Origin of the sequence: Nocardioides sp. GCM10030259 (assembly GCF_042666375.1) — a bacterium.
In the GTDB taxonomy this organism is placed as follows: Bacteria; Actinomycetota; Actinomycetes; order Propionibacteriales; family Nocardioidaceae; genus Nocardioides.
Genome location: NZ_JBHTDF010000026.1, coordinates 298,455 through 324,860, shown reverse-complemented (window position 1 = coordinate 324,860; position 26,406 = coordinate 298,455). Strand labels below are relative to the sequence as shown.

21 protein-coding genes are annotated in these 26,406 nt (G+C 73.0%); 18 read left to right on the top strand and 3 right to left on the bottom strand.

Annotated elements, in window-relative coordinates:
- Positions 1 to 113 precede the first annotated feature (113 nt).
- The 3 genes from dnaE to ACFQQI_RS25100 are packed head-to-tail and all read left to right on the top strand — an operon-like array spanning position 114 to position 5,869.
- On the top strand, positions 114 to 3,665 hold the full coding sequence (gene dnaE, locus ACFQQI_RS25110; protein ID WP_378569537.1) for a DNA polymerase III subunit alpha: 3,552 nt from the start codon (positions 114 to 116) through the stop codon (positions 3,663 to 3,665).
- A gap of 56 nt (positions 3,666 to 3,721) precedes the next feature.
- The gene (locus ACFQQI_RS25105) at positions 3,722 to 4,243 is read left to right on the top strand and encodes a hypothetical protein (protein WP_378569390.1); all 522 of its coding nucleotides are present in this window, start codon (positions 3,722 to 3,724) and stop codon (positions 4,241 to 4,243) included.
- Between the two features lie 51 nt (positions 4,244 to 4,294).
- The gene (locus tag ACFQQI_RS25100) at positions 4,295 to 5,869 is read left to right on the top strand and encodes a hypothetical protein (RefSeq protein ID WP_378569388.1); all 1,575 of its coding nucleotides are present in this window, start codon (positions 4,295 to 4,297) and stop codon (positions 5,867 to 5,869) included.
- Here ACFQQI_RS25100 and ybaK read toward each other — a convergent pair.
- Entirely contained in the window at positions 5,856 to 6,347 is a 492-nt protein-coding gene (gene ybaK, locus ACFQQI_RS25095; RefSeq protein ID WP_378569386.1) for a Cys-tRNA(Pro) deacylase, read from the bottom strand. The two genes, ACFQQI_RS25100 and ybaK, sit on opposite strands and share 14 nt — an antisense overlap.
- A 140-nt stretch (positions 6,348 to 6,487) precedes the next feature.
- Complete coding sequence (locus ACFQQI_RS25090) at positions 6,488 to 7,153, bottom strand: LON peptidase substrate-binding domain-containing protein (protein WP_378569384.1); 666 nt, start codon at positions 7,151 to 7,153, stop codon at positions 6,488 to 6,490.
- Positions 7,154 to 7,469: 316 nt separating this feature from the next.
- On the opposite strand from ACFQQI_RS25090, the gene ACFQQI_RS25085 reads away from it, so the two are divergent.
- From ACFQQI_RS25085 to hisF, 13 genes are read left to right on the top strand one after another with little or no spacing between them, the layout of a single operon-like run.
- Positions 7,470 to 8,288 (top strand): glycosyltransferase, encoded by an 819-nt coding sequence (locus ACFQQI_RS25085; protein WP_378569382.1) that lies wholly within the window; start codon positions 7,470 to 7,472, stop codon positions 8,286 to 8,288.
- Positions 8,278 to 9,447, top strand: a complete 1,170-nt coding sequence (locus ACFQQI_RS25080; protein ID WP_378569380.1) for a glycosyltransferase — start codon at positions 8,278 to 8,280, stop codon at positions 9,445 to 9,447. Before ACFQQI_RS25085 ends, ACFQQI_RS25080 begins: the two co-directional genes overlap by 11 nt.
- Entirely contained in the window at positions 9,444 to 10,637 is a 1,194-nt protein-coding gene (locus ACFQQI_RS25075) for a hypothetical protein (RefSeq protein WP_378569378.1), read from the top strand. Before ACFQQI_RS25080 ends, ACFQQI_RS25075 begins: the two co-directional genes overlap by 4 nt.
- Positions 10,634 to 13,399 carry a glycosyltransferase family 39 protein gene (locus ACFQQI_RS25070; RefSeq protein ID WP_378569376.1) on the top strand — a complete coding sequence of 922 codons (2,766 nt, stop codon included), beginning with the start codon at positions 10,634 to 10,636 and terminating at the stop codon, positions 13,397 to 13,399. Before ACFQQI_RS25075 ends, ACFQQI_RS25070 begins: the two co-directional genes overlap by 4 nt.
- Positions 13,396 to 15,015, top strand: a complete 1,620-nt coding sequence (locus ACFQQI_RS25065) for a glycosyltransferase family 2 protein (protein WP_378569374.1) — start codon at positions 13,396 to 13,398, stop codon at positions 15,013 to 15,015. The genes ACFQQI_RS25070 and ACFQQI_RS25065 overlap by 4 nt, the downstream gene beginning before the upstream one ends.
- The gene (locus ACFQQI_RS25060; protein ID WP_378569372.1) at positions 15,012 to 16,244 is read left to right on the top strand and encodes a hypothetical protein; all 1,233 of its coding nucleotides are present in this window, start codon (positions 15,012 to 15,014) and stop codon (positions 16,242 to 16,244) included. The genes ACFQQI_RS25065 and ACFQQI_RS25060 overlap by 4 nt, the downstream gene beginning before the upstream one ends.
- 9 nt (positions 16,245 to 16,253) lie before the next feature.
- Positions 16,254 to 17,594 carry a histidinol dehydrogenase gene (hisD, locus tag ACFQQI_RS25055; RefSeq protein ID WP_378569370.1) on the top strand — a complete coding sequence of 447 codons (1,341 nt, stop codon included), beginning with the start codon at positions 16,254 to 16,256 and terminating at the stop codon, positions 17,592 to 17,594.
- Entirely contained in the window at positions 17,591 to 18,682 is a 1,092-nt protein-coding gene (locus ACFQQI_RS25050) for a histidinol-phosphate transaminase (RefSeq protein ID WP_378569368.1), read from the top strand. The genes hisD and ACFQQI_RS25050 overlap by 4 nt, the downstream gene beginning before the upstream one ends.
- Complete coding sequence (hisB, locus tag ACFQQI_RS25045) at positions 18,679 to 19,287, top strand: imidazoleglycerol-phosphate dehydratase HisB (RefSeq protein WP_378569366.1); 609 nt, start codon at positions 18,679 to 18,681, stop codon at positions 19,285 to 19,287. Before ACFQQI_RS25050 ends, hisB begins: the two co-directional genes overlap by 4 nt.
- Positions 19,284 to 19,919 (top strand): imidazole glycerol phosphate synthase subunit HisH, encoded by a 636-nt coding sequence (gene hisH, locus ACFQQI_RS25040; protein WP_378569364.1) that lies wholly within the window; start codon positions 19,284 to 19,286, stop codon positions 19,917 to 19,919. The genes hisB and hisH overlap by 4 nt, the downstream gene beginning before the upstream one ends.
- Entirely contained in the window at positions 19,916 to 20,245 is a 330-nt protein-coding gene (locus ACFQQI_RS25035; RefSeq protein ID WP_378569362.1) for a hypothetical protein, read from the top strand. Before hisH ends, ACFQQI_RS25035 begins: the two co-directional genes overlap by 4 nt.
- A 5-nt stretch (positions 20,246 to 20,250) precedes the next feature.
- Entirely contained in the window at positions 20,251 to 20,985 is a 735-nt protein-coding gene (gene priA, locus ACFQQI_RS25030; RefSeq protein WP_378569360.1) for a bifunctional 1-(5-phosphoribosyl)-5-((5-phosphoribosylamino)methylideneamino)imidazole-4-carboxamide isomerase/phosphoribosylanthranilate isomerase PriA, read from the top strand.
- The gene (gene hisF, locus ACFQQI_RS25025) at positions 20,982 to 21,743 is read left to right on the top strand and encodes an imidazole glycerol phosphate synthase subunit HisF (RefSeq protein WP_378569358.1); all 762 of its coding nucleotides are present in this window, start codon (positions 20,982 to 20,984) and stop codon (positions 21,741 to 21,743) included. Before priA ends, hisF begins: the two co-directional genes overlap by 4 nt.
- 135 nt (positions 21,744 to 21,878) lie before the next feature.
- On the opposite strand, the gene ACFQQI_RS25020 is transcribed toward hisF, so the two are convergent.
- A complete protein-coding gene (locus ACFQQI_RS25020) occupies positions 21,879 to 22,508 on the bottom strand; it encodes a TIGR03085 family metal-binding protein (RefSeq protein WP_378569356.1) in 630 nt (209 codons plus the stop codon).
- Between the two features lie 105 nt (positions 22,509 to 22,613).
- On the opposite strand from ACFQQI_RS25020, the gene ACFQQI_RS25015 reads away from it, so the two are divergent.
- Together ACFQQI_RS25015 and ACFQQI_RS25010 are read left to right on the top strand one after the other, a co-directional pair.
- Positions 22,614 to 24,410 (top strand): ABC transporter ATP-binding protein, encoded by a 1,797-nt coding sequence (locus ACFQQI_RS25015; RefSeq protein WP_378569354.1) that lies wholly within the window; start codon positions 22,614 to 22,616, stop codon positions 24,408 to 24,410.
- Positions 24,407 to 26,191, top strand: a complete 1,785-nt coding sequence (locus tag ACFQQI_RS25010; RefSeq protein WP_378569352.1) for an ABC transporter ATP-binding protein — start codon at positions 24,407 to 24,409, stop codon at positions 26,189 to 26,191. Before ACFQQI_RS25015 ends, ACFQQI_RS25010 begins: the two co-directional genes overlap by 4 nt.
- The last annotated feature ends 215 nt before the right edge of the window (positions 26,192 to 26,406 follow it).

Below are 26,406 nucleotides of genomic sequence, written 5' to 3'. Positions count from 1 at the left end.
CCCACGAAGTCACGTAGGCTGGCGTCCTTCCCCAACCCGGCGCCACGACCGCTTCGTGGCTCTGGTCAGGCATGCCCGCAGCACCGAACGTACCCGAGGAGTGGCCGACGACGATGGCGAACGCCGCCCAGGACTCCTTCGTCCACCTTCACGTCCACACCGAGTACTCCATGCTCGACGGGGCCTCGCTGCTCGACGGGCTCTTCAGCCGGGTGTCGGAGCTGGAGATGCCGGCGATCGCCATGACCGACCACGGCAACCTCCACGGTGCCTACGACTTCTACTCCAAGGCGCAGAAGTACGGCGTGAAGCCGATCATCGGCATCGAGGCCTACGTCACCCCCGGCACCCCGCGGGGTGAGCGCAAGCGGGTCCGGTGGGGCCGGGGCGACGTGGCCGAGGAGGGCGGCGACGACGTCGCGGGTGGCGGCGCCTACACGCACATGACGATGTGGGCCGAGTCGACCGAGGGCCTGCACAACCTGTTCCGGCTCGGGTCCCGGTCCAGCCTCGAGGGCTTCTTCTACAAGCCGCGGATGGACAAGGAGATCCTCCAGGAGCACAGCAAGGGCATCATCGTCAGCACCGGCTGCCCCAGCGGCGCCATCCAGACCCGGCTCCGGCTGGGCCAGTGGGACGAGGCCGTCCGCGAGGCCGGCGAGCTCCAGGACATCTTCGGGCGCGACAACGTCTTCCTCGAGCTGATGGACCACGGCATCTCGATCGAGAAGCGGGTCCGCGACGACCTGCTCCGCCTCGGCCGCGAGATGGGCATCCCGCCGCTGGCCACCAACGACTCCCACTACAACAACCCCGAGGACGCCGACGCCCACGACGCGCTCATCTGCGTCGCGTCCGGCAAGCGGCTCTCCGACACCAACCGCCTCAAGTTCGACGGCGGCGGCTACTACATCAAGTCCGCGGCCGAGATGCGCGAGCTGTGGGCGCAGTACGACCTCGCCGAGGCGTGCGACAACACGCTCGCGATCGCCGAGCGCTGCGAGGTCGAGTTCGTCGAGTCGACCGGCGGCTACATGGCGCGCGCGGACGTCCCGGAGAGCGAGACCGAGGAGAGCTGGTTCCGCAAGGAGGTGTGGCGGGGCATCGAGGCCCGCTACCCCGGGGACCGGCTGGACCAGGAGGTCAAGGACCGCGTCGAGATGGAGCTCGCGGTCATCTCCCAGAAGGGCTACTGCGGCTACTACCTCGTGGTCGCCGACTTCATCCAGTGGTCCAAGCGCAACGGCATCCGGGTCGGCCCGGGCCGCGGCTCCGGCGCGGGCTCGATCGCGGCGTACGCGCTCAGCATCACCGACCTGTGCCCCCTCGAGCACGGCCTGTTCTTCGAGCGCTTCCTCAACCCCGAGCGACCGTCGATGCCCGACTTCGACATCGACTTCGACGACCACCGGCGCGGCGAGGTCATCAGGTACGTCACCGACAAGTACGGCGCCGACAAGGTCGCCCAGATCGCGACCTTCGGCCGGCTGAAGTCCAAGGCCGCGATCAAGGACGCCGCGCGCGTGCTCGACCACGGCTTCGCGATCTCCGACCGCATCACCAAGGCGCTGCCGCCGGACGTGATGGGCAAGGGCGTCCCGCTCAAGGAGATCTTCAACCCCGAGCACAAGCGGTACGGCGAGGGCGGCGAGTTCCGCTCGCTGCACGACTCCGACCCCGACGTCCGCACCATCTACAACACCGCGGTCGGCCTCGAGGGCCAGATCCGCAACTGGGGTGTGCACGCCGCCGGCGTGATCATGTCGAGCGCACCCATCATCGACGTCGTCCCGATCATGGCGCGGCCGCAGGACGGCGCGATCATCACCCAGTTCGACTACCCGATGTGCGAGTCGCTCGGGCTGGTCAAGATGGACTTCCTCGGGCTGAGCAACCTCCACATCCTCGAGGACGCGCTGGCCAACATCCAGGCCAACCGCGACGAGAACGTCGTCCTCGAGGAGGTCCCGTTCGACAACCGGGCGACCTACGAGCTGATGGGCCGGGGCGACACCCTGGGCGTGTTCCAGCTCGATGGCGGTGGCATGCGGGCGCTGCTGCGCTCGATGCAGCCCGACCAGTTCGCCGACATCACCGCCGTCAGCGCGCTCTACCGGCCGGGCCCGATGGGCGCCGACTCCCACAACAAGTACGCCCGCCGCAAGAACGGCCGGGAGCCGATCGAGCCGATCCACCCGGCGCTCGCCGAGGCGCTCGAGCCGGTGCTGGGGGAGACGTACGGCCTGATCGTCTACCAGGAGCAGGTGATGGCGATCGCCCAGGTCCTGGCGGGCTTCACGCTGGGCGCCGCCGACAACCTGCGCCGCGCGATGGGGAAGAAGAAGAAGGAGGAGCTCGACAAGCAGTACGCCGGCTTCCAGGCCGGCATGCTCGAGCGCGGCTACCCCCAGAAGGCGATCGACACGCTCTGGGAGATCCTGCTCCCGTTCTCCGACTACGCGTTCAACAAGTCGCATTCCGCGGCGTACGGCGTCATCACGTACTGGACCGCCTACCTCAAGGCCAACTACCCCGCCGAGTACATGGCCGCGCTCCTCACGTCCGCCCGGGACGACAAGGACAAGATGGCGATCTACCTCAACGAGTGCCGCCGGATGAAGATCCAGGTGCTCCCGCCCGACGTCAACGAGTCGGCCCACAACTTCACACCGGTCGGCAACGACATCCGCTTCGGCCTCACCGCGATCCGCAACGTCGGCTCCAACGTGGTCGACGGCATCGCGGCCGCGCGCACCGAGCAGGGGCGCTACGAGGACTTCAACGACTTCCTCAAGAAGGTCCCGGCCCAGGTCTGCAACAAGCGGGTGATCGAGTCGCTCGTCAAGGCCGGCGCCTTCGACGACATGAAGCACAAGCGGCGTGCGCTCGTGGCGATCCACGAGACGGCCGTGGACCAGTACGTCGACATCAAGCGCAACGAGGCGATCGGCCAGGACTCGCTCTTCGGCGGCCTCGACGACGACGGGTCCGGCTTCGGGGTCAGCGTCGCGATCCCGGACATCGACGACTGGGACAAGATGACCCTGCTCGGGCACGAGCGGGAGATGCTCGGCCTCTACGTCTCCGACCACCCGCTGCTGGGTCTCGAGCACGTGCTCTCGCAGGGCACCGACTGCTCGATCGGCCAGCTGATGCTCGACGAGAGCCGCCCCGACGGCAGCCCGATCACGGTGTCGGGCCTGGTCACCTCCGTGCAGCGCAAGATCACCAAGCGCGGCGACGCGTGGGCGCTGGTCACGCTCGAGGACCTCGACGGCTCCATCGAGGTGCTGCTGTTCCCGAGCTCGTGGCAGCTCTGCGGACACCTCATCAGCGAGGACGCGATCATCACCGTGAAGGGGCGGCTCTCCCGGAGCAAGGAGCAGCCCGAGATCATGGGCCAGGAGGTGTCGCTCGTCGACACCACCCAGGGCCCGAGCGGTCCGGTCGTGATCAACCTCCCGCAGACCCGGGTCAACGGCAACGTGGTCGACCACCTCAAGGAGGTGCTGGCCACCCACGCCGGCGCCACCGAGGTCCACCTGCGGCTGCGGATGCGCGAGAAGACCGTGGTCCTCAACCTCGAGCGCCACCGGGTCACCCCGAGCCCGGCGCTCTTCGCCGACCTCAAGCAGCTCCTGGGCCCCGGATGCCTCACCGGATGACCGAGCCGACGACAGAGCCGACGACACAGCCGGCGACCCGGCCCGGGACCCGACCGGTGGCAGTGCAGCTCGTGCTGGTCGTGGTGGCGCTCGCCGCGGCCGGCGCGCTCGCCGGCGTCGTCTGGGAGTGGGTGTGGAGCCCGACCGTCGGCGTCGTCGTCGACCACCAGTGGACGGCCAAGGACGCCCTCGGGCTGCAGCACCAGTTCTCCGGCACCGGGTGGTACGTCGTGGTCGCCGTCGTCGCTGGGCTCGTCGCCGGCGTCGCGGTCACCCTCGTGGCCGATCGGGTCCCGCTCCTCTCGCTGCTCGCCGTCGTGGTCGGCTCCGTGCTCGCCGCCTGGGTGATGCTCCTCGTGGGCGGCGCCCTCGGACCGCCCGACCCGGAGACGGTCGCCCGGGCCGCCGACGACGGTACCCGGGTGCCCGACGACCTGACGGTGTCGGGGCTCAGCCCGTTCATCGCGTTCCCGGTCGGGGCGCTCCTGGGCCTCGTGCTCGTGTTCATCGGGCTGTCGGCGAGGGTTCCGCGGACCGACGCTGTGGAGAACGACCCGCAGCCCCACGCGGCTGACTAGTCTTCTGCCACCCCGGTGGCACCGCCGCCGACCCGAACGCAGAGGCTGCCGATGTCCTTCGACCCGCCGAGCGGTCCGCCGCCCTCCGGCCCGCCTCCCGGCGAGACGTCCGAGACGCTCGAGAGCCACGGCGGTGCGCCGCAGCAAGGCGGACGCAGCCGGCGCACGACCGTCCTCGCGAGCGTCGGTGCCGTCGGTGTCCTGGCTGCCGGTGGCGCGACCTGGGCGGCGTGGTCGTTCTTCTCGACCGGCGCCCAACCGGCGGAGGCGCTGCCGGCCTCGACGGTCGCCTACGCCAGCATCGACCTCGACCCGAGCGGCGGGCAGAAGATCGCCGCCCTGCGCACGCTGTCGAAGTTCCCGGCGTTCGAGGACGTCGTCGGACTCGACGCCGACGACGACGTACGCCGCTGGATCTTCGATCGCGCCGCGGCGGAGGCCGGGTGTGACGGGCTCGACTACGACGACGACGTGGCGCCGTGGCTCGGCGACCGGTTCGCGGCGGCCGCCGTCGACACCGGTGCCGACGGGGTCGTGCCCGCGGTCGTGCTCCAGGTCACCGACGAGGGCGCCGCCGGCACGGGCCTGGACGCGCTCAGCGCGTGCGGAGGCGATGACATCGCGGCCTGGTCGATCCGGGACGGCTGGGCGGTGCTGGCCGAGACCCAGGAGCTGGCCGACGGAATCGCCGGCGACGCAGCCGAGGGGTCGCTCGCCGATGACGACGACTTCCGCCACTGGACCGACGAGGCCGGCGACAGCGGCATCGTGTCGATGTACGCCGCGCCCGAGGTCGGTGACTTCCTTGCCGAGGATCTCGGGGTCTCACCGGGTGCCGAGGTGCTGGAGGGCTTCGCCGGTGCGGCCGCGACGCTGCGCTTCGACGACGGCGGCGTGGAGCTCGAGGTCGTCTCCGACACGGCTGCCGCGGGAGCGTTTCCCCAGGGTGACCAGGCGGGCGACCTGGTGGCGTCGCTGCCCGAGGACACGGTTGCGGCGTTCGGGCTCAGCATGGGCGAGGGCTGGTTCGACGAGGTGCTCGGCCGGCTCGGGGACCTGTCCGGTGAGGCACCCGACGAGCTGATCGCCGAGGCGAGCGAGGAGCTCGGGATCGACCTGCCCGACGACGCCGAGACGCTCGCCGGGGACGCGCTCGCGCTCGCGATCGGCGCCGACTTCGATCCCGAGCTGGGGACCCTCAGCCCCGGGGCGCTGGAGTCCGAGCCGTCGATCGGCGCGGGCGTGAAGATCCACGGCGACCCCGCCGGCATCGAGGGCGTGCTCGACAAGGTGCGAGCGGCCGCTGCGGGGGAGCTCGGCAGCACCCTCGACAGCGACGCCGGTGACGACGTGGTCGCCGTCGGGCCGGACGCCGCCTACCGCGAGCGCCTGCTCGACGACGGGGGGCTCGGCGACACCGACGCCTTCCAGGGCGTGGTCGAGCACAGCGACGCCGCCGGCGCCGTCCTCTACGTCGACGTCGACGGGAGCAAGGCCTGGTTGACCGACCTCTGGGGCGACGACCCGGAGGTGCGGGACAACCTGGAGCCGCTCGATGCGCTGGGCCTGAGCACGTGGCAGGACGGCGACACGTCGCACGCCGTCCTCAAGGTCACGACCGACTGATCGGGGCGAGCACCGCGCCGGTCACCGACACCAGGTCGGTGGGCGCGATCTCGAGGTCGAGCCCGCGGCGCCCGGCGGAGACGTAGACCGTCTCGAAGGAGGTCGCGGTCTCGTCGAGCACGGTCGGGTGCCGCCGCTTCTGCCCGACGGGGGAGATGCCGCCCGCGACGTACCCCGTCGCGCGCTCGGCCGCGGCGAGGTCGGCCATCGCTGCCTTGCTGCCGCCGAGGGCGCGGGCGAGCGCCTTGAGGTCGAGCTGCCCGGAGACGGGGACGATGCCGACGGCGAGCGCGCCGTCGACGCTGGCCATCAGCGTCTTGAACACCCGGGCGGGGTCGAGTCCCAGCGCCGCAGCCGCCTCGAGCCCGTAGGAGCTCGCGCGCGGGTCGTGGGCGTACTCGTGCAGCGTGAACGCGATCCCGGCAGCGGTCAGGGCGACGGTCGCCTGCGTGCCGCCGGCTGACTTCCTTCGTGCCATCGGCCCTCCTGTCAGTGGCTGCGGCCGACTCTCATCTCACCGGATCTCGACGTGCTCGCGCGACTTCGTTCCTCAGTCGCGTCGCTTGCTCGATCTGCGGCCACGACGCTCCGGCTCGTTCCTCGCCGGAGCTGTGGCCTTCAATTCGGCGACCATCGCGTGCGGGCGACCTCGGTGGCCGGCAGCGACGGGATGACGTTCATCGCGCGCAGCTCGGTGCGCAGCAGGTCGGTGAGGAGCACGAGGCGCTCGCTGGCGTCCTCGGCCTCGAGGAGCGACTGGCGCTCCGACATCGGGAGCGGGGCGAGCGCGGCCAGGGTCCAGGAGAGGTACGTCGGGTCGCGGGGGAGCGAGCCCTCGTACGGGTCGCTGTGCAGGTCGGCCAGCGCCGCGCGGTAGGCGACGAACGCCGCGCGCGCCCGCTCGAGCACGTCCTCGGGCACCGCCTGCGTGCTGTCGGGCCGGTCGACGACGTGACCGACCGGGAACGGGCCGCCGGTGTCGAGGCGCTGCAGCTCGATCCGCTCCATGCCGACCGCGACGACGTCGAAGGTGCCGTCGGGGTGGCTCTCGATGTCGGTGAGCTGGAGGCGGCAGCCGATCCGGTAGAGGGACTGCGCGCCGTGGTCGCCGACCTCGTAGCCCTCCCGGATCGCGACCGACCCGAACACCCGCTCCGCCGGGTCTTCGACGCGCAGCAGGTGGTGCACGAGAGCCCGGTAGCGGTCCTCGAAGACCCGCAGCGGCACGCTCAGCCCGGGGAACAGCACCACGTTCAACGGGAACATCGGAAGCGAGTCGGGCACGGACCCAACGTAGCCCTGCCGCGCCGGACCGGTGCGGCGAGACGCGCTGACGTCCCCCAGGACTTGGCAGACCCGGTGTGTGAGTGAGTCCACAGTCGATCGCATCGGCCCTGTTGAGGGGGCGTTGCATCGAGCAGGTCGGTGTGACAACTGGGTGAATCCCGGCCCGACGACTTGAACGACCGGGAGCCACCTGGTCATGGTCGGGGGGCAGGCGCGCCACCCCCGACCGCGACCGCCACCGAGCGAACCCCGTCCGATCCGCCGCCTCGCCCTCGCCAGCCGCCCCCGCTTGCCGTGCCAGGAGAGCTCCTCCATGTCCCTCGAGATCGTCATCCCTGCCCACAACGAGCAGCACCGCATCGGTCCGACGCTCCGCGCCTACAGCGCCGAGCTGCTCGATCCCGGGCTGACCATCACGGTCGCGCTCGACGACTGCACCGACGACACCGCGCGCGTCGTCGCCGAGCACGCGCGCCGAGACCACCGGATCCGCGCGGTCGAGTACCCCCGGCTCGGCAAGGGCGGCGTGCTCACCGAGGCCTTCCGCGCCTCCGAGGCCGACCTCACCGCCTTCGTCGACGCGGACTGCTCGACGCCTCCCTCGGAGATCGACCTGCTCGCGGACACGATCGAGGACACCGGCGCGGACATCGCGATCGCCTCGCGCTGGCACCCGTCCTCGGTGCTGCCCACGCCCCGGTCGATGCCGCGCCGGGCCGCGAGCCTCGGGTTCGCGACGGCGGTGCGCCGGGTGTTCTCGCTGCCCTTCCACGACACCCAGTGCGGCGCGAAGGTGATGCGTCGCGACGCCGTGCAGAGAGTCACACCGCTGCTGTCGTCGCGCGACTTCGTCTTCGACGTCGACCTGCTCGTGACCGCCCGTGCGCTCGGCATGACGGTCGCCGAGATGCCCACGGTCTGGATCGATCGCGACGGGTCGCGGATGGAGGTCGTCAAGGACTCGGTCCGGATGGCCGCCTCGCTGGCCCGGTTGTGGCTGCACCACCGCGTCGTGCCGGTGCGGATGCCGGCCCGCGAGTGGACCGCGTCGGCGGGGCAGCCGCCGGCCCGGGTGGCACCCGAGCTCGAAACCCGGCCGACCGAGCGCGAGGAGGCCCGCCATGCGTCCTGACCTCACCCTGATCAGCCCCTACCCGCGCCTGGGCAGCCGCCACGACGGCGACAGCGGCGTGGCGTCGTACACCGCCAACCTCGCGCACGCCCTCGACGCGCAGGGCCTCGACGTCTGCGTCGTCGCCCCGGAGATCGACGGCGAGCGCGCCGACGGGTACGACGGCCGGGTGCGGGTCCGCCGCGCCTTCCGGTCCGGCCGACCGGGTGCCGTGCCCGCCGCCCTCGCCGCGGCGCGCGCCACGGGTGCGGCACAGGTGCACCTCCAGCACGAGCTGTTCCTCTACTCGGGAGCCGCCGGGCTGCCGGCGACGACCGCAGCGCTCGCCCGCGCGAAGGCGCTCGGGCCGCCGACCGCGATCACGATGCACCAGGTGGTCGCGCCCGCCGCGGTGACGAAGGACTACACCGCGATGCACCGGGTCCGGGTGCCACCGGTGGCGGCCCGCACGGCGATCGACGCGGTGCAGCGGGTGCTGCCCCGGCTCGCCGACACCGTGATCGTGCACGAGCCGTCCTTCCAGCGGACCATCCCGGGCGCCACCGTGGTGCCGCACGGCATCGAGGAGCCGGCACCGGCCGCCGAGCCGCGCGACCGGCTGCGCGCCCGGCTCGGACTGGGCGACGAGCTCGTCGCGCTCTGCTTCGGCTTCCTCGCGCCGTACAAGGGCCTCGAGACCGCGCTCGAGGCGGCCTCCCTGGCCGGGCCCGGGGTCCGCGTGGTCGTCGCGGGCGGACCGCACCCGCGCCTCGCCGCCCAGGGCGACGACTACGCCGAGCGGCTCCGACAGCGCTGGGCCGACGTGGCCACCTTCACGGGCTACGTGCCCGACGCCGACGTGTCGGACTGGTTCCGCGCCGCCGACGTCCTGCTGCTTCCCTACCCGGAGCCGCACGCCTCGAGCGGGCCGCTGGCCCTCGCCCTCGCCCATCGCACGCCGGTGCTGCTGTCGGCGCGCCTGGCCGAGGTCGTCGGCGCCGATCCCGAGCTCGCCGTACCCCCGGATCCGGCCGCATGGGCCGACCGGCTTCGGGCACTGGGCGCGGGTGCGTCGGCCGCGGGCCGCCTCCGCGAGCACGTGGACGGGATGGCCGTCGACCGCACCTGGCCCGGCGTCGCGCGCCGTCACATCGAGCTGTACGAAGGAGGCCGCCCGTGAGCACTGTGCTGCTGCTCCAGACGACGCGGGAACGTGACGCCGCCGACGACACGGCCCTCATGGTCGCGGCCCGTGAGCTGGCGCCGATGCGGGTCGTCGCCGCGACTCACGACCCCGAGCGGACCGGCCGGGTCACCGCCGTCCCCACGGTCGCGGCGAACCGCGTCGCCGTGCTCCGGATGCTCCCGACGGTGGACGCGCTCGTGGTCCTCGGCGGTCGCCCCTTTCGGGGCGGACCCGCGGGACCCGCCGGCGGCGCGGCCACCGAGGTCCTTTCGTTGGGTGCCCTCTACGGCGTGACGACCGCGTTTCGGCTGGCCGGGAAGCCGGTGGCCCTGGTCGGGGTCGGCGCGGACCGGGTCTCCGGCCGCGGCGCGGTCCTGAGCCGCCGGGCCGTGCACGGTAGTGCCCTCACCACTCTCGATGCGCCGACATCGGTCCGGCACCTCACCGATGCCGGGCTGCCGACGCCGCTGCGCCTCGGCGCCCATCTGGGCTGGCTGGACCTCCAGGACCCGCCGACCGAGCGCCCCGGTGCCGGGCCGATCTGGTCCTGCGTGCGTGCGCGCGACGTCGCGGTCCTCGGCGGAGCCGACGGGCTCGCCGACCTGCTCGCCTCCGTCGTGGCGGCCACGCGGGCGCGGTTCCCGGAGCCGTCCGGTGTCGTCCTCCAGGCCTGGCGACCGGGTCTCGGCGCGGGGGCCGACCTCGACGCCGCGCACGAGGTCGCCGGCCGGCTCCGCTGCCGCGCCGAGGTCGGCGGGATCCCCGTCGACGTCGCCGCCCCCCAGCTGTCGCTGCGCGACCAGCGCGAGGTGATGGCCGGTGCGCTCTTCGCCGTGTGCGGCCACCAGCACGCGCTGATGGCGGCCGCGGCGGCCGGCGTCCCGCTGCTCGCCTGGTCCCGCGACCCGCACGACGCCGACCTGGCCGGACGGCTCGAGGTGCCCGTGCTGCCGGCATCGGCCGGAGCCGCTCCCGTCGACGCCGCTGTCGACGCAGCCGTCGAGGCCGCCATCGACCGCGGCGGCCGCACGCTCGCCGCCGTCCGCCAGGAGGTGGCCGCCGCCGGCGAGGTCCTCGACCTGCTCCGTCTCCTGCTGACCCAGGGGGAGACGTCGGTCGGGCCGGTCCGCGCGGCCGCGTCCGACCAGCTGCCCGGCCCGCGACCCACCGGAGTGATGCGATGAACGCCCTCGACGTCGCCGCCGAGCGCGACACCCGTGCCGCTTCCCACCGAGCGGGGCCGGCCTCCGCCGGCGGCCGCCAGCTGGTGGCCCTGCTGGGCCAGGGCGTCGCCGGAGCCGGGAACCTCGCCGTCAGCGTCCTGCTCGCGCGCGTCCTGCTGCCCGGGGAGTACGCCGGCTTCACGGCGTTCCTCGGCGCGTACGTGCTGCTGCACATGCTGGCCACCAGCATCACCGCCGCCACCGCCCTCGACCCGGCGCTCGGCACCCGGCTCTTCCGACAGGCCCTCGCGATCGGCCTGGTCGGCGGCACCGCGCTCGCCTTGGGGGCGACCACGCTCGGCCCGATGGTCGGGTTGCCCGCGGCCAGTGTCGTCCTCCTCGGCGCCTCGGTGCCGTCGGCGGCGCTGCTCGGCCTCGCCCGCGGCCGGCTGTACGGCATGCGCCGCGTCGGCGGGATCGCGCTGACGCTCGCGGTCGAGCCGCTCGCGCGCGGGGTGATCGGCCTGCTCCTGGTGCCCGTCGTCGGCGAGGTCGGCGCCGCGGCCGGCGTCGTCGCGGCGGGTTACGCCGCGCTGCTGGTGGCTGCCCTCGCGGGACGACGGCCTCCCGCGCTCACGGCCCCGCAGCCCGCGGCCGGACGGGCCGCGACGGTGACCGGTGCCTTCCTGCTGGTCGCGATCATCGCCGCCCAGGACGTCATCGTGGCCAACAAGGTCCTCCCGGACGCGGACGCCGGCCTGGTCGCCGTCGTGGCGACCGTCGGCGGCGCGGCGTACTTCGCGACCGCGACCATCCCGCTCGTGCTGCTGCCGAGCGGCCCGGGGGAGCGCGGCTCGACGGGGATGGCGCTGACCGCTGCGCTGCTGGTCTCCGCCGCCGTGATCGCCGCGGTCGCCCTTCTGCCGGAGGACTACTACGCCCTCGCTCTGGGCGAGACCTACCGCCACCTGGCCGACCTGGCCGTCCCCTACGTCAGCGCGATGGCTGCCCTCGGGATCGCCAAGGTGCTGCTCGCCCGGCTCTGCATGACGGGCCGGAGCCGGCTCGCCGCGCTGCTCGCGGCGATGGCCGTGCTCGCCCAGCTCGCGCTGCTGCTCGTCGCCACGACGCCCGAGGACATCGTCACCGCCACCGTGGCCGGCTGCGGTGTGCTGCTGCTCGGCGCCGGTGCGGGTGCGCTGCGACAGCGTGGTCAGGCGCCCTCCCCGGAGCCGGTCACCGAGCCGATTCCCGAGGCCCGTCGGCAGGGGGTGCGCGGCTGGCTGCGCACCGGGTGGCCGCTGGTCCTCGCCGTCGTCGTCGGCGCCGCGCTGCGCGGCATCGTCACGCGCAGCATCTGGCTGGACGAGGCGATCAGCATCCGCCAGGCGCAGCTGCCGATGCGCGAGATGCTCGCCGACCTGCAGGACAACGACGTCCACCCGCCCGGCTTCGACGTGGTGCTGTGGGCGTTCGTCCACGGCACCGGCAGCACCGCCGAGTGGGTGGTGCGGATGCCCAGCCTGCTCGCCGGCGTCGTGCTGATCCCGGTGTTCTACGCCATGGCCCACGACCTGTGGGACCGCCGGACCGCGCGGATCGCGGCCTTCGTCATCGCGGTCGCGCCGATCGGCGTCTGGTACGCCCAGGAGGCGCGCATGTACGCCCTCTGGATGCTCACTGCGACGCTCGCCGTGTGGATGCAGCTGCGCATCCTGCGCGACGCGACGCGCGGCGGCCGTGGCGGCTGGTTGAGCTGGCTGGTGTTCACCGTCGCCACGGTCGCGACCGTCTACCTCCAGTGGTTCGCGGTGTTGCCGCTGCTGGTGCAGCACGCCGTCTTCCTCGTCGCGGCCGTACGCCGTGGCACGCGCAGGCTGTGGCTGCCGTGGCTCGGCGCGGTCCTCCTGGGGCTCGCGCTGGTCGCTCCGCTCGTGGGGTTCGCGATGGCCCAGCTCAACAGCGTCGTCGAGGCCGGCGCCGGCAGCACGCCGGGACAGACGGGTGCGGACGTCTCGCAGGCGATGGACGCCGGGCACCCCGACGTCTACGCCGTGCTCGCGAACGCGATCTGGGCGCTGTGGGGCTACCACGCCGACAGCGTGATGATTCAGCTCAGCGCGCTGTGGCCGTTCGTCATGGTCGGCAGCCTGGCGCTGCTCGGCCGCGGCCGCTCGCGCAACGCCGCCGTGATGGTGCTGGTCGCGCTCGTCCCGGTCGCGATCCTCTTCGCCGTCGGCTTCGAGCGCCGGCAGATGTTCGAGCTGCGCTACTTCACCGCGACCGTCCCGGTCCTCCTGCTGCTGCTCGCCCGGCTGGCGTCGAGCTGGGGCCGGGGGCCGGTCACGGCTGCCGTGCTGCCGGTGCTCGTGGTCGGCTCGCTGGCCGTCGGACTGGTCGACCAGCAGGTCAACCAGTCCAACCCCCGGACGTACGACTTCCGCGGCGGCGTGCAGTGGGTCGAGGACCGGGCCGAGGACGGCGACGTGGTCGCCTACGCCCCGGCGTTCCTCGACGACGAGCTCGACTACTACTCGCCCGGCACCCCCACCCGCCCGACGACCGCTCTCGACCCCGACCAGCCCCGGCTGGGCCTCCCGAGGTCGACGCCGCGGGACGCCTCGGTCTTCGTGTTCGGCAGCTTCCTCGAGGAGAAGGGCACCTCGGCCGAGATCGGTCGCGCGCTCTCCGACCTCGAGACCAAGGGCTGGAAGCAGGTCGGGGAGCACGAGGTCGCGAACGTGAAGGTATGGCAGTTCCAGCGGAAGGAGAGCGCCTCATGAGCGCCGAGACCACGACCGGTGCGGTGGCGCCCACGGTCGCCACCACCGAGCAGATCCTGGGCCGGCCCCGGCCGATGCTGGCCAGGGTGGTGGTGGGCCTCGCGTTCACCGCCGCGGTCTGGTACTTCGGCTGGCTGCTGGTGCCCGGCCGGGTCGGCAACCCGTGGTTGTACGGCGCCCTGGTGGCCGCCGAGATCTTCAACCTGGTCCAGGCGCTGGGCTTCTGGTGGACGCTGCTGCACGACCGGCCGCCACGGCGCCCGGCCCCGATCGCCCACTACGCCCGGGTCGACGTGCTCATCCCGCGCTACGACGAGCCGGTCGACGTGGTCGAGCCGGTCATCGCCGCGGCCACCGCGCTGCGGGGCGCCGACGTCGTCGTCCACCTCCTCGACGACGGCGACGACGCGGAGATGGCGGCGCTCGCCGCCCGGCACGGCGCTCGCTACCTGACCCGTGAGCGGCACGTCGGTGCGAAGGCGGGGAACATCAACCACGCCCTGTCCCGGATCGCCGGGCCGGACGCGGGGGAGTTCGTCGTGGTCCTGGACTGCGACCACGTGCCGCACCCGGAGTTCCTGCGCCGCACCCTCGGCCACCTCCAGGACGAGCGGGTCGCCTTCGTGCAGACGCCGCAGTACTACGCGAACGCCGACCGCAACCCGATCGCCGCCGCGGCCTGGGCCCAGCAGGCGCTGTTCTTCGGCTGCATCGGGCGCGGCAAGGACGACCTCGGCGCCATGTTCTGCTGCGGCACCAACGTCGTCTTCCGGCGGGCCGCCTTGGACGACGTGGGGGGCTTCCCGACGCACTCGGTCACCGAGGACTTCGAGCTGTCCCTCGTGCTGCAGCAGCGCGGCTGGCGCACGGCGTACGTCGGCGAGGTGCTGGTCCAGGGACTCGGGCCGGCCGACATGTCGTCGTACGTCGGCCAGCAGCTGCGCTGGGCGCGCGGCTGCCTGTCGGCGCTCGGCAAGGCGCTCTTCGCGCGGCTGCCGCTGCGGGTGAAGGCGCAGTACGTCCTGTCCAGCATGTACTTCCTGACCGGATGGACGCTGATGGTCTACGTGTCGCTGCCGATCATCCGGATCCTCACGGGCGAGCAGGCGGTCGCCGCGGCCACCGCGGACACCTTCCTGCTGCACTTCGCGCCGTACTTCCTGCTCGCGATCAGCGCGGTCGCGCTCGGCGGCGCGGGGTCCTACACGTTCACCGCGTTCGCGCTGGCCGCGGCGTCGTTCTGGATCCACGTGTTCGCGACCCTCCAGGTGCTGACCCTGCGCAAGGGCCGGTTCGTGGTGACGCCGAAGGCGGGCACCGGGCTGTGGCAGCCGGGGGCGGTCGTCCCCGGTCTTCTGGCGGGCGCCGGGCTGCTCGGCACCGCCGGCTACGGACTGGTGCACTCCCGGGACGCTGCGATGCTCAACAACGTCGCGTTCTGCCTGCTCCACCTGGTGGTCATCGGGACCGGCATCTCCTGGGCGCTGCGGCCCCGGGCGCTCGAGCGCCGGGCCCTGCGCGACCTCCCGGTCGGCGAGGCGCGCTGGCAGTCAGTGGACGGCCGACCGCCCGAGGCGGACCCGCTCGCCGAGCTCACGACCACCCGCGCGTCGTGAGCGCTCGTCGCGTCGGCGCGCGCGACCGCACCTGGCTGCGGTTCCACACCGTCCGTGCCGCGGGGCCGCTGCGGGTCCCGCCGGCGGAGCAGGTGCGGGCGGTGCTGGCCGACCTCGACCGCGTGGACCCCGGCCACCCGCTGCTGTGCCGGCTGGTCGGTGACCGCCTCGTGCGCGTCGCCCCCGGCGACCTCGACGGCTTCCTCCAGACCGCCGTCACCCCGCTGGAGGACGGGCCGGGCGCGGACGACCCCGACGAGCTCGCGCGCAGGATGCTGGCCGAGCCGCTGGGCGACCTGCCGTTCCGGCTGGTGCTAGGCCGGCGGGCAGCGGCGATCCGGACCTCCCACGCGATCGGGGACGGCGGCGTGGTCGACGCGTGGTTCCCCTCCCTGCTCGCCGCCGGGAATCCCGCGGATCTCGTCCGCGCCGACACGGCCCGCTGGCCGCTCGCCCGCGCCTGCCTGCGGCGGTTCGCCACCCACCCGGTCCGCGCGGCGCGGGCGGTGCGGGGCATGTTCCCGCTGGCGCCGCCGGCCGGTGACGTGCACCCGGTCGAGGTCGGCACACCCTCGGTCGCGACCGCGGTGATCCCGCAGCAGCGGGTGCAGGCGGTGCGCGCACGGCGTGACGCGTACGCCCCCGACGTCTCCGTCGCGTCGCTGGTCATGGCCGACACCTGCCGGGCGCTCGCCCGGCACGGCGTCCGCGGAGAGGGTGCCTTCGTGATGATGGGCTGCCGCCGCTACCTGGGTGACGACGGGCGCGTGACCGGGAACTTCGCCTCCGGGCCCTTCCTGCCGGTCGACCCCACCGACGCCCACCGCCTGGGCGCCGGCATCTCCGCGGCGGCCGCCGACGGCGTACCCCTCGCGCTGCTGGCCGCCCTCACGACCCGCAACCTGCTGGGCGGCACCCCCGGCGACGCGGCGCCGGTGGCGAACGACCCGCCCCGCCCGCGGATCACGCTCAGCTACCAGGGCCGGCTCGGGCTCGACCGGCTGCCGTGGGAGGACCCGGCCACTGCCCGCTACACGATCGGCACGACGCCGTCGGGCCCCCAGGGCATCACGCTCGCCTTCGTGCACACCCCGGCCGGCCTCCAGGTGAGCGCCGGGCTGCACCCCGAGGTGCTCGACCTCGACGCCGTGCAGCGCGCGCTCGACGAGCTCGCCACGGGGGAGTCCACCGGTCGTCGCGGTTCGGGTCGAGCGGTCTCCCGCTCGTAGAATCGAGGCATGATCCAGCGCATCGACCTGCGAGGAGCCGACCGCTCGGGCGTCGACTACCGCGCAGCCGTGCCCCGCGCCGACTTCGACGTCGAGGCCGCGGTGCCGGCGGTGCATGCGATCTGCGAGGAGGTCCGCGTCCGCGGGCTGGCGGCGATCCGGGAGTACGGCGAGCGGTTCGACGGCGTGGTCGTCGACGACATCCGCGTCGCGCCCGAGGGGATCCGTCAGGCGCTCACCGACCTCGACCCCGCCATCCGCGCGGGCCTCGAGGAGTCGATCCGCCGGCTTCGCGCGACCTGCGCCAACGAGCTCGAGCAGGACGCCGTGACCGAGCTCGGCACGGGCGCGAGGGTGACTCACCGCAAGGTGCCGGTCGACCGGGTCGGCCTCTACGTGCCGGGTGGCCTGGCCCCGCTGGTCTCGAGCGTGCTGATGAACGTCGTCCCCGCCCAGACGGCCGGGGTGCGCTCGATCGCGCTGTCGAGCCCGCCGCAGAAGGAGTTCGGGGGCAACGTCCACCCGACGATCCTGGCGGCGTGCGCGCTGCTCGGTGTCGACGAGGTGTACGCCGTCGGCGGCGCCCAGGCGATCGCGATGTTCGCGTACGGCGTCGGCCCGTGCGCCCGCGTCGACCTCGTCACCGGGCCGGGCAACATCTACACGGTCACGGCCAAGCGCCTCCTCAAGGGCCAGGTCGGCATCGACTCCGAGGCCGGGCCCACCGAGATCGCGATCCTGGCCGACGACACCGCCGACGCGGCGTACGTCGCCGCCGACCTGATCAGCCAGGCCGAGCACGACCCGCTCGCGGCGTCGGTGCTCGTCACGCCGAGCGAGCGGCTCGCGACCGAGGTCGAGGCCGAGCTCGACAAGCAGGTGTCGGTGACCAGGCACGTCGAGCGCATCCGGACCAGCCTCTCGGGCCCGCAGTCGGGCATCGTGATGGTCGCCGACCTCGAGCAGGGGCTCGACGTCGTCAACGCCTACGCCGCCGAGCACCTCGAGATCCACACCGACGACGCACCGGCATGGGCCGCGCGAGTGCGCAACGCCGGCGCGATCTTCGTGGGCCCGCACGCGCCGGTGAGCCTGGGCGACTACTGCGCCGGCTCCAACCACGTGCTGCCCACCGGTGGCTGCGCCTGCCACAGCAGCGGGCTGTCGGTGCGTGCCTTCACCAAGTCGGTGCACGTCGTCGACTACTCCCGCGAGGCGCTCGCCGAGGTCGCCGACCACGTTGTCACGCTCGCGAACGCCGAGGACCTGCCCGGTCACGGCGCCGCGATCTCGGTCCGGTTCCAGCGACCCTTCGAGACGGTTGCTGCGCAACCTCCTCAGGAACCATGAGCTGGCCCCCGGTCCGGGAGGAGCTGCGGGGTCTCGAGCCGTACGGCGCACCGCAGCTCGACGTGCCCGTCCAGCTCAACACCAACGAGAACCCCTACGGCCCGTCCGAGGCGTGCGCCGACGACATCGCCGCCGCCGTGCGCGAGGCCGCGCTGACGCTCAACCGCTACCCCGACCGCGAGCACGTCGCGCTGCGCACCGCGCTCGCGGCGTACCTCTCGCGGGACACGCCGCACGGCGTCTCGGTCGAGCAGGTGTGGGCGGCCAACGGCTCCAACGAGGTGATGCTCCAGCTGCTCCAGGCGTTCGGTGGTCCGGGGCGCACGGCGATGAGCTTCGCGCCGACGTACTCGATGTATCCCGAGTACGCCCGCGACACCTCGACCACCTGGGTGCAGGGCCGGCGGGCAGAGGACTTCAGCCTCGACCTCGACGTGGCCCGTGAGGCGGTCGAGCGCGAGCAGCCGAGCGTGGTGCTGCTGCCGAGCCCCAACAACCCGACCGGCACCGCCCTGCCGCCCGAGGCCGTGGGCCTGCTGTGCAAGGCCGCCGGTGACGGTCTGGTCGTCGTCGACGAGGCGTACGGCGAGTTCCGTCGCGCGGGTGTGCCGAGCGCGGTCGAGCTGCTGCCGACCCACCGCAACCTGGTCGTCACCCGCACGATGAGCAAGGCGTTCGCGGCGGCCGGGCTGCGGCTCGGCTACCTCGCCGCGGACCCGGAGATCTGCGACGCGATCCGCGTCGTACGCCTGCCCTACCACCTGTCCGCGGTCACCCAGGCGACCGCGCTGGCGGCGCTGACGCACGCCCCCGAGCTGCTCGGGAAGGTCGACGAGCTGCGCGCCGAGCGCGACCTGACGGTGGCCTGGCTGCGCGAGCAGGGGCTCGCCGTCGCCGACTCCGACGCGAACTTCGCGTTGTTCGGCACGTTCGCCGACCGGCATGCTGTGTGGCAGGGACTGCTCGACCGGGGCGTGCTGGTCCGCGAGGTAGGCCCCGACGGGTGGCTCCGGGTGTCGATCGGCACGCCGGGCGAGATGCAGGCATTCAAGGACGCACTGTCCGCAGTCATGGAGGAGATGTCATGAGCCGTACCGCACGCATCGAGCGGCAGACCAGCGAGTCGAAGGTGCTCGTCGAGGTCGACCTCGACGGCACCGGTCGTCACGACGTCTCCACCGGCATCGGCTTCTACGACCACATGCTGACCGCGTTCGCGCGGCACTCGCTCGTGGACCTGACCGTGCAGTCCGAGGGCGACCACTGGATCGACGCCCACCACACCACCGAGGACACCGCGATCGCGCTCGGGCAGGCGCTGCGCCAGGCCCTCGGCGACAAGCAGGGGATCCGTCGCTTCGGCGACGCCACCGTGCCGCTCGACGAGGCGCTCGTGCAGGCCGTCGTCGACGTGTCCGGCCGGCCCTACTGCGTGCACACCGGCGAGCCGGAGGGGCAGCAGTACGTCCAGCTCGGTGGGAGCACCCCGGCGTACCTCGGCTCGCTGACCCAGCACGTCTTCGAGTCGATCGCCTTCCACGGCCACTTCGCGCTGCACGTGCGGGTGCTGGCCGGTCGCGAGCCGCACCACATCGTGGAGACGCAGTTCAAGGCGTTCGCCCGCGCGTTCCGCGACGCCGTCGCGCTCGACCCGCGGGAGACCGGCGTGCCCTCCACCAAGGGCAGTCTGTGACGCAACCGAACGTGGTGGTCCTCGACTACGGATCGGGGAACCTCCGCTCCGCCGTGCGCGCGGTCGAGCGTGCCGGTGCCGACGTCACGCTCACCAGCGACTTCGACACCGCGCTGAACGCCGACGGCCTCGTCGTACCCGGCGTGGGGGCGTTCGCAGCCTGCATGCGCGGTCTGCGTGAGATCAAGGGCGAGCGGATCATCGGGCGCCGGCTCGCCGGCGGACGGCCGGTGCTGGGCATCTGTGTCGGCATGCAGATCCTCTTCGCGCACGGCGTGGAGCACGGGGTCGAGACCGAGGGCTGCGACGAGTGGCCGGGTGTCGTCGAGCGGCTCCAGGCGCCGGTGGTGCCGCACATGGGATGGAACACCGTCGAGGCGCCGTCCGGGACCGCGCTCTTCGCCGGCATCGAGGACGAGCGGTTCTACTTCGTGCACTCGTACGCCGTGCGCGACTGGACCCTGGTCACCAACGACCGCACGCGGGCGCCGCTCGTCACCTGGGCGGAGCACGGTGGCGACCGGTTCGTGGCGGCCGTCGAGAACGGTCCGCTCTGCGCGACCCAGTTCCACCCCGAGAAGTCCGGCGACGCCGGCGCGGCCCTGTTCCACAACTGGGTGACCTCACTGTGAGCAAGGAGCGGGCCCGCCGTCGTGCCGAGCGCGAGGCCGCGGCGGCCGCGCTGACCGCAGCCCGGGCCGCCGAGGCCGAGCGCAAGCGGCGTCGTGACGCCCGGGTGCAGGCGCTGACGAAGTGGGTGCCGCAGAGGACCGGCGGTCAGACCGGGGTGCTCGCCGAGCGGCGACGTACCCGAACCCGCCTGCTCGTCGTCGGCGTCGTTGCGGTGAACGTGCTCGTCTGGCTCGCGTCCGGCGACTGGGCCCTGCGGGCCATCGCCCTGCTGCTGAGCGTGCTCCTCGCACCCCTCGTGCACATCCTCCTGACCAGTGGAAAGTGAAGGCCATGTCTGACTACCTCGAGCTGCTCCCCGCCGTCGACGTCACCGAGGGCCGGGCCGTCCAGCTCGCCCAGGGCGTCGCCGGCTCCGAGCGCGTGTACGGCGACCCGGTCGCCGCCGCGATGCGCTGGCAGGACGCCGGGGCCGAGTGGATCCACCTGGTCGACCTCGACGCGGCGTTCGGCCGCGGCTCCAACCGCGAGCTCCAGGCCGAGATCGTCGGCGCGCTCGACATCCAGGTCGAGATGAGCGGCGGCATCCGCGACGACGAGACGCTGTCGGCCGCGCTGGCGACGGGCTGCCGTCGGGTGAACATCGGCACCGCCGCGCTCGAGCAGCCCGAGTGGTGCGCGAAGGTGATCGCCGAGCACGGCGACCGGGTCGCGATCGGCCTCGACGTACGCGGCCGCACCCTTGCCGCCCGCGGCTGGACCCGTGAGGGGGGCGACCTCTACGAGGTGCTGGCGCGACTCGACTCCGAAGGGTGCGCCCGGTACGTCGTCACCGACGTCAACAAGGACGGCATGCTCCAGGGGCCCAACCTCCAGCTGCTGCGCGACGTCTGCGCCGCGACGCCGGCGCCCGTGGTGGCGTCGGGCGGCGTGACGACCCTCGACGACATCCGCGCGCTGATGTCGCTCGTGCCCGACGGCGTCGAGGGCGCGATCGCGGGCACCGCGCTCTACGAGGGCCGCTTCACGCTCGAGGACGCGCTGGCGCTCACCAAGGGCTCGGCATGAGCCTCGCCGTACGCGTGATCCCGTGCCTCGACGTCGACGGCGGCCGGGTGGTCAAGGGCATCAACTTCCTCGACCTGCGCGACGCCGGGGACCCGGTCGAGCTGGCGCGCACGTACGACGCCGAGGGCGCCGACGAGCTGACGTTCCTGGACATCTCGGCCTCCCACGAGGGCCGCGCGACCACGATGGAGATCGTGTCGCGGACCGCCGAGGAGGTCTTCATCCCGCTCACCGTCGGCGGGGGAGTGTCGTCCGTGCAGGACGTCGACCGGCTGCTGCGCGCCGGCGCCGACAAGGTCGCGGTCAACACCGCCGCGATCAACCGGCCCGCGCTGGTCGCCGAGATCGCGGACCGGTTCGGCAACCAGGTGCTCGTGCTGTCGGTGGATGCCCGCCGGGCCGCCGGCACGTCCTCGGGGTTCGAGGTGACGACGCACGGCGGACGGAAGTCCGCCGGCCTCGACGCGATCGAGTGGGCGGTCCGCGCGACCGAGCTGGGCGCGGGGGAGATCCTGCTCAACGCGATGGACGCCGACGGCACCCAGGACGGCTTCGACGTGGACCTGATCCGCGCCGTACGCCGTGAGGTGACCATCCCCGTGATCGCCTCCGGCGGTGCGGGTGCCACCGAGCACTTCCCGCCCGCCGTCGAGGCCGGGGCCGACGCCGTGCTCGCGGCCACGGTCTTCCACTTCGGCACGCTGCGGATCGCCGACGTCAAGCAGACGCTGGCGGGCGCCGGTCACCCGGTGCGCTAGAGGGGATTCAGCGGGCCGGTGCCGTCACCCGGGGCGTCGCCGAACAAGGGACGTTGAGCGATAGTCCGGCACATTCTGGTCGCCCTCCAGGGCGGATCGACGGCCGGAACGTGCCGGACTATCGCACCGGGGCGCCTACACCCCGAGGCTCGCCGAGCGCACCGACGCGACCCGGTCGTCGGGGCCCTCGAAGGTGATGCCGCTGGTCGCGGAGCGGCCGAAGAGGAAGAGCAGCAGCTCGACGACGTCGCCGGTGACGGTCACGGGCGAGTCACCCTTGCTGGCGACGATGGTGTCGCCGGTGTCCGCGCGGCGGAGCACGGTCGGCGCGGGCAGCTTGCGGGCGAGGAAGGCGACCCCGCGGGACCGGTTCGCCCAGAGGAGATCGACATCGGCGGGCGGGAGGGTGCGTGGCTGCCAGTCGGGCAGGCCGCGGCGCAGGTCCTCGTGGTGGACGACGTACTCGAAGGTGTTCAGCGCGCGGTCGAGGGCCGGTACGGCGTACATGCCGCCGGGCGAGCGCAGCCGCGCGACCAGCGACTCGTACGACCGACCCTCGAGCGACCGCGAGGCGCGCGAGGTCAGCGCCGAGAGGGGCGGCACCACGATGCCGGCGGAGGCCAGCGGCCGGCGCTCGCGGACGAGCAGGTGGACGACCAGGTCGCGGGCGGTCCAGCCGGCGCACAGCGTCGGCGAGTCCGGGCCGGTCTCGAGTGCCAGGTCGCAGAGCGCGGCGCGCTCCCGTCGGGCGAGCGGTGCGGTCATGCCCGCGACGATAACCGGGACGCGGGATGTCGGCGGCCGGGAATAGCCTGTGTGGACGGCGGGGTTTCCCGCGAGCAACGCAGGAGAGACGGGGACGAGCGGGTAGTGAGTGACGGTCGCAGCAGGCGCGGGACGACGACGGACGGGTTCCGCGTCCTCTGGGTGGCGATCCGCCGCGAGCCATGGATCTTCACGCTGTCGACGATCGGCAGCCTGCTCTTCGGTGCCCTGACCGTCGCGGACGCGTGGGTCCTCGGCTGGTCGACCGACCACGTCGTGCTGCCCGCCTTCGACGAGGGCGAGATCGGCGCCGACATGCTGGTCGCGGTGTTCGCGCTGTTCCTCGGTGTGGCGATCCTGCGCGCCGTCGGCATCGTCGCGCGCCGCCTCGGCGCCGGCCTCATGCAGTACCGCATGCAGGCCCACACGCGGCGTGCCGTGACGCGGCAGTACCTCGCGCTCCCGATGTCCTGGCACCAGCGACACCCGACCGGCGAGCTGCTGTCCAACGCCAACTCCGACGTCGAGGCGGCCTGGGGCCCGATCGCGCCGCTGCCGATGGCGGTCGGCACGCTCGCGATGATGGCGATCGCCATCGTCCAGATGTTCGCCGCCGACGTCGTGATGGCGCTGGTCGGCCTGATGGTCTTCCCGGCGGTCGTCGTCGCCAACCTCGCCTACCAGCGCCTCGCATCCCCGCTGATGACCAAGGCCCAGCAGCTGCGCGCGGAGCTCAGCGAGGTCGCCCACGAGTCGTTCGACGGCGCGATGGTCGTCAAGACGCTCGGCCGCGAGGGCGAGGAGACCGCCCGCTTCGAGGAGAAGGCCCACGAGCTGCGCGAGGTGAACATCCGCGCCGGACGCATCCGCGCGGCCTTCGACCCCACCCTCGCCGCGCTGCCCAACCTCGGCGTCCTGGTCGTGCTCGTCGTCGGCGTCCAGCGCGTGCTCTCCGGAGCCACCGACCCCGGCGACGTCGTCACGGTGTCCTACCTGCTCACCGTCGTCTCGTTCCCGATCCGCTCGATCGGCTGGCTGCTCGGCGAGTTCCCGCGTAGCGTCGTCGGATACCACCGGGTGCGCACGGTGCTGCGCGCGACCGGTGAGATGCCGTACGGCGACCGCACGGTCGACCGGTCCGCGAGCGGGGGTGCCCGGCTCGAGGTGGCCGGCCTCGGCTACCGGTACGACGCGAAGCAGCCGCTCCTGGAGGACGTGTCGTTCACCGTCGAGCCCGGGCGCACTGTCGCCCTGGTCGGCGCGACCGCGTCCGGCAAGACCACGCTGACGACGCTGATGGCCCGCCTGGTCGACCCCGACGACGGGCGGCTGATGCTCGACGGCACCGACCTGCGCGACCTCGCGAAGGGCGAGCTCGCGGAGGCGGTCGCGGTGGTGGCGCAGACGGCGTTCCTCTTCGACGACACTGTCCGCGGCAACGTCACCCTCGGTGCCGAGGTCTCCGACGACGAGGTCTGGGCGGCGCTCCGCGCGGCGCAGGCCGACGGGTTCGTCGCTGCGCTGCCCGCCGGTCTCGACAGCCAGCTCGGCGAGCGCGGCACCTCCCTGTCGGGCGGGCAGCGGCAGCGCATCTCGCTGGCCCGCGCGCTCGTGCGTCGCCCGCGCCTGCTGATCCTCGACGACGCCACGTCTGCCGTCGACCCGGAGGTCGAGGCCCGCATCCTCGAGGCGCTCCGCTCCGGCGAGCAGGGCGGCAGCCTGGTCGTGGTCGCCTACCGCAAGGCCACGATCGGCCTCGCCGACGAGGTCGTGCACCTCGAGGGCGGGCGGATCGCCGACCGCGGCACCCACGCCGAGCTGCTCGACCGGAGCCCGGCGTACGCCCGGCTGGTCAACGCCTACGAGCACGGCCCCGCCGACCTGGTGGAGGACCCCGCATGAGCACCGCGTTCGACACGGGCGAGCAGATCGGCGCCTTCGACACCGTCCGCCGCGGCGTGCAGGTCTCGCCCGAGCTCAAGGACGGCCTGGGCTGGACGATCACGCTGGCCTTCATCGCCGCCATCGGCCAGGTGGTCGTGCCGATCGCGGTCCAGCAGACCCTCGACCACGGCCTCAACGGCCCCGACGGGCCCGACGTCTCGTTCACCGTGATGACCGCGCTCGCGGCGGCGGCGGCGATCGTGGTGACGAGCTGGGCGTCGTACCTCATGACCGCCCGGCTGTTCACGGTCTCCGAGCGCGGCCTGGCCACGCTGCGGGTCAAGGCGTTCCGGCACGTCCACGACCTCCCGCTGCTCACCCAGAACACCGAGCGCCGCGGCGCGCTCGTCTCCCGCGTCACGAGCGACGTCGACCAGGTCAGCCAGTTCCTGGTCTTCGGCGGGCTGCTGCTCATCGTGAGCGTCTGCCAGGTGATCATCGCGACGATCGTGATGGTGTTCTACAGCTGGCAGCTGGCGATCGTGGTGTGGGTCGCCTTCGCGCCGCTGTTCCTCTCGATCCGCTACTTCCAGCGCAAGCTCTCCGAGGCGTACGGCGTGGTCCGGCGCCAGGTCGCCGTGATGCTGTCGGCGATCTCCGAGCCGGTCGTCGGCGCCGGGGTCGTGAAGTCCTACGCGATCGAGGACCGCACCCAGGCGCGGATCGACGAGGCGATCGACGGCTACAAGACGGCGAGCACCCGCGCGCAGCAGTTCACGGTCGTGTCGTTCTCGCTGGGCGGCATCTCGGCCGGCCTCGCCAACGCCGGGGTGCTGATCGTGGGCATCCAGCTGGGCTTCGCCGGAGACATCACCGCCGGCAAGGTGCTCGCCTTCGCGTTCCTGGTGACGCTGTTCGTCGGGCCGGTGCAGATGGGCACCCAGATCCTCACCGACGCCCAGAACGCCCTGGTCAGCTGGCGCCGTGTGATCGGCATCCTCGAGACGCCGGCCGACCTGGTCGACCCGGGCGAGGCGGGGCGGGTGCTGCCGCGCGGCCCGATCGACGTGTCCTTCCGCGGCGTCACGTTCGCCTACCCGGGCGGCCCGCCGGTGCTCCGCGAGATCGACCTCGACATCCCGGGCGGCACGCGCGTGGCCGTCGTCGGCGAGACCGGCTCGGGCAAGTCCACGATCGCCAAGCTGCTGACCCGGCTGATGGACGCCAGCGACGGCGCGGTCGTGCTCGACGGCATCGACGTCCGCGAGATCGCCCAGGCCTCGCTGCGGCGCAGCGTCGTGCTGGTGCCGCAGGAGGGCTTCCTCTTCGACGACACGCTCGCCAGCAACGTCCGCTACGGCCGGCTCGACGCGACCGACGACGAGATCGCCGCCGCCGCCGAGCAGCTCGGCCTCGGCGACTGGCTGGGCGGGCTGCCCGCCGGGCTCGCGACGCGGGTCGGGCAGCGCGGCGAGTCGCTGTCCGCGGGGGAGCGGCAGCTCGTCGCACTGCTGCGCGCCCAGCTCGCCGACCCCGACCTGCTGGTCCTCGACGAAGCGACCAGCGCCGTCGACCCGGCGCTCGAGATGCGCATCGGCCGGGCGCTGGAGCGGCTGATGCAGGGCCGCACCAGCGTCACCATCGCCCACCGGCTCTCCACCGCCGAGGCCGCCGACGAGGTGGTCGTGGTCGACCGGGGCCGGATCGTCCAGCGCGGCCCCCACGCCGCCCTGGTCGCCCAGGAGGGCTCCGTGTACGCCGGGCTGCACAGCTCGTGGGTGGCTCAGCAGGGCTCATGATCGGTGGTTTCGAGACGGTTGCCAGGGCAACCTCCTCAACCACCGTGACGGCGGTTTCGAGACGGTTGCCAGGGCAACCTCCTCAACCACCGTGACGGCGGTTTCGAGACGGTTGCCAGGGCAACTTCCTCAACCACCGTGACGGTGGTTGAGGAAGGCGCGCTAGCGCCTGTCTCGAAACCACGACCCGTCTCGAAATCAGGTGAGGGGATACT

Excerpts from the sequence above, each read along its gene's own strand:
- dnaE (WP_378569537.1), top strand. The coding sequence starts at position 114 with ATGGCGAACGCCGCCCAGGACTCCTTCGTCCACCTTCACGTCCACACC.
- ACFQQI_RS25100 (WP_378569388.1), top strand. The coding sequence starts at position 4,295 with ATGTCCTTCGACCCGCCGAGCGGTCCGCCGCCCTCCGGCCCGCCTCCC.
- ybaK (WP_378569386.1), bottom strand. The coding sequence starts at position 6,347 with ATGGCACGAAGGAAGTCAGCCGGCGGCACGCAGGCGACCGTCGCCCTG.
- ACFQQI_RS25085 (WP_378569382.1), top strand. The coding sequence starts at position 7,470 with ATGTCCCTCGAGATCGTCATCCCTGCCCACAACGAGCAGCACCGCATC.
- ACFQQI_RS25080 (WP_378569380.1), top strand. The coding sequence starts at position 8,278 with ATGCGTCCTGACCTCACCCTGATCAGCCCCTACCCGCGCCTGGGCAGC.
- ACFQQI_RS25070 (WP_378569376.1), top strand. The coding sequence starts at position 10,634 with ATGAACGCCCTCGACGTCGCCGCCGAGCGCGACACCCGTGCCGCTTCC.
- ACFQQI_RS25065 (WP_378569374.1), top strand. The coding sequence starts at position 13,396 with ATGAGCGCCGAGACCACGACCGGTGCGGTGGCGCCCACGGTCGCCACC.
- hisD (WP_378569370.1), top strand. The coding sequence starts at position 16,254 with ATGATCCAGCGCATCGACCTGCGAGGAGCCGACCGCTCGGGCGTCGAC.
- ACFQQI_RS25050 (WP_378569368.1), top strand. The coding sequence starts at position 17,591 with ATGAGCTGGCCCCCGGTCCGGGAGGAGCTGCGGGGTCTCGAGCCGTAC.
- hisB (WP_378569366.1), top strand. The coding sequence starts at position 18,679 with ATGAGCCGTACCGCACGCATCGAGCGGCAGACCAGCGAGTCGAAGGTG.
- priA (WP_378569360.1), top strand. The coding sequence starts at position 20,251 with ATGTCTGACTACCTCGAGCTGCTCCCCGCCGTCGACGTCACCGAGGGC.
- hisF (WP_378569358.1), top strand. The coding sequence starts at position 20,982 with ATGAGCCTCGCCGTACGCGTGATCCCGTGCCTCGACGTCGACGGCGGC.
- ACFQQI_RS25020 (WP_378569356.1), bottom strand. The coding sequence starts at position 22,508 with ATGACCGCACCGCTCGCCCGACGGGAGCGCGCCGCGCTCTGCGACCTG.
- ACFQQI_RS25010 (WP_378569352.1), top strand. The coding sequence starts at position 24,407 with ATGAGCACCGCGTTCGACACGGGCGAGCAGATCGGCGCCTTCGACACC.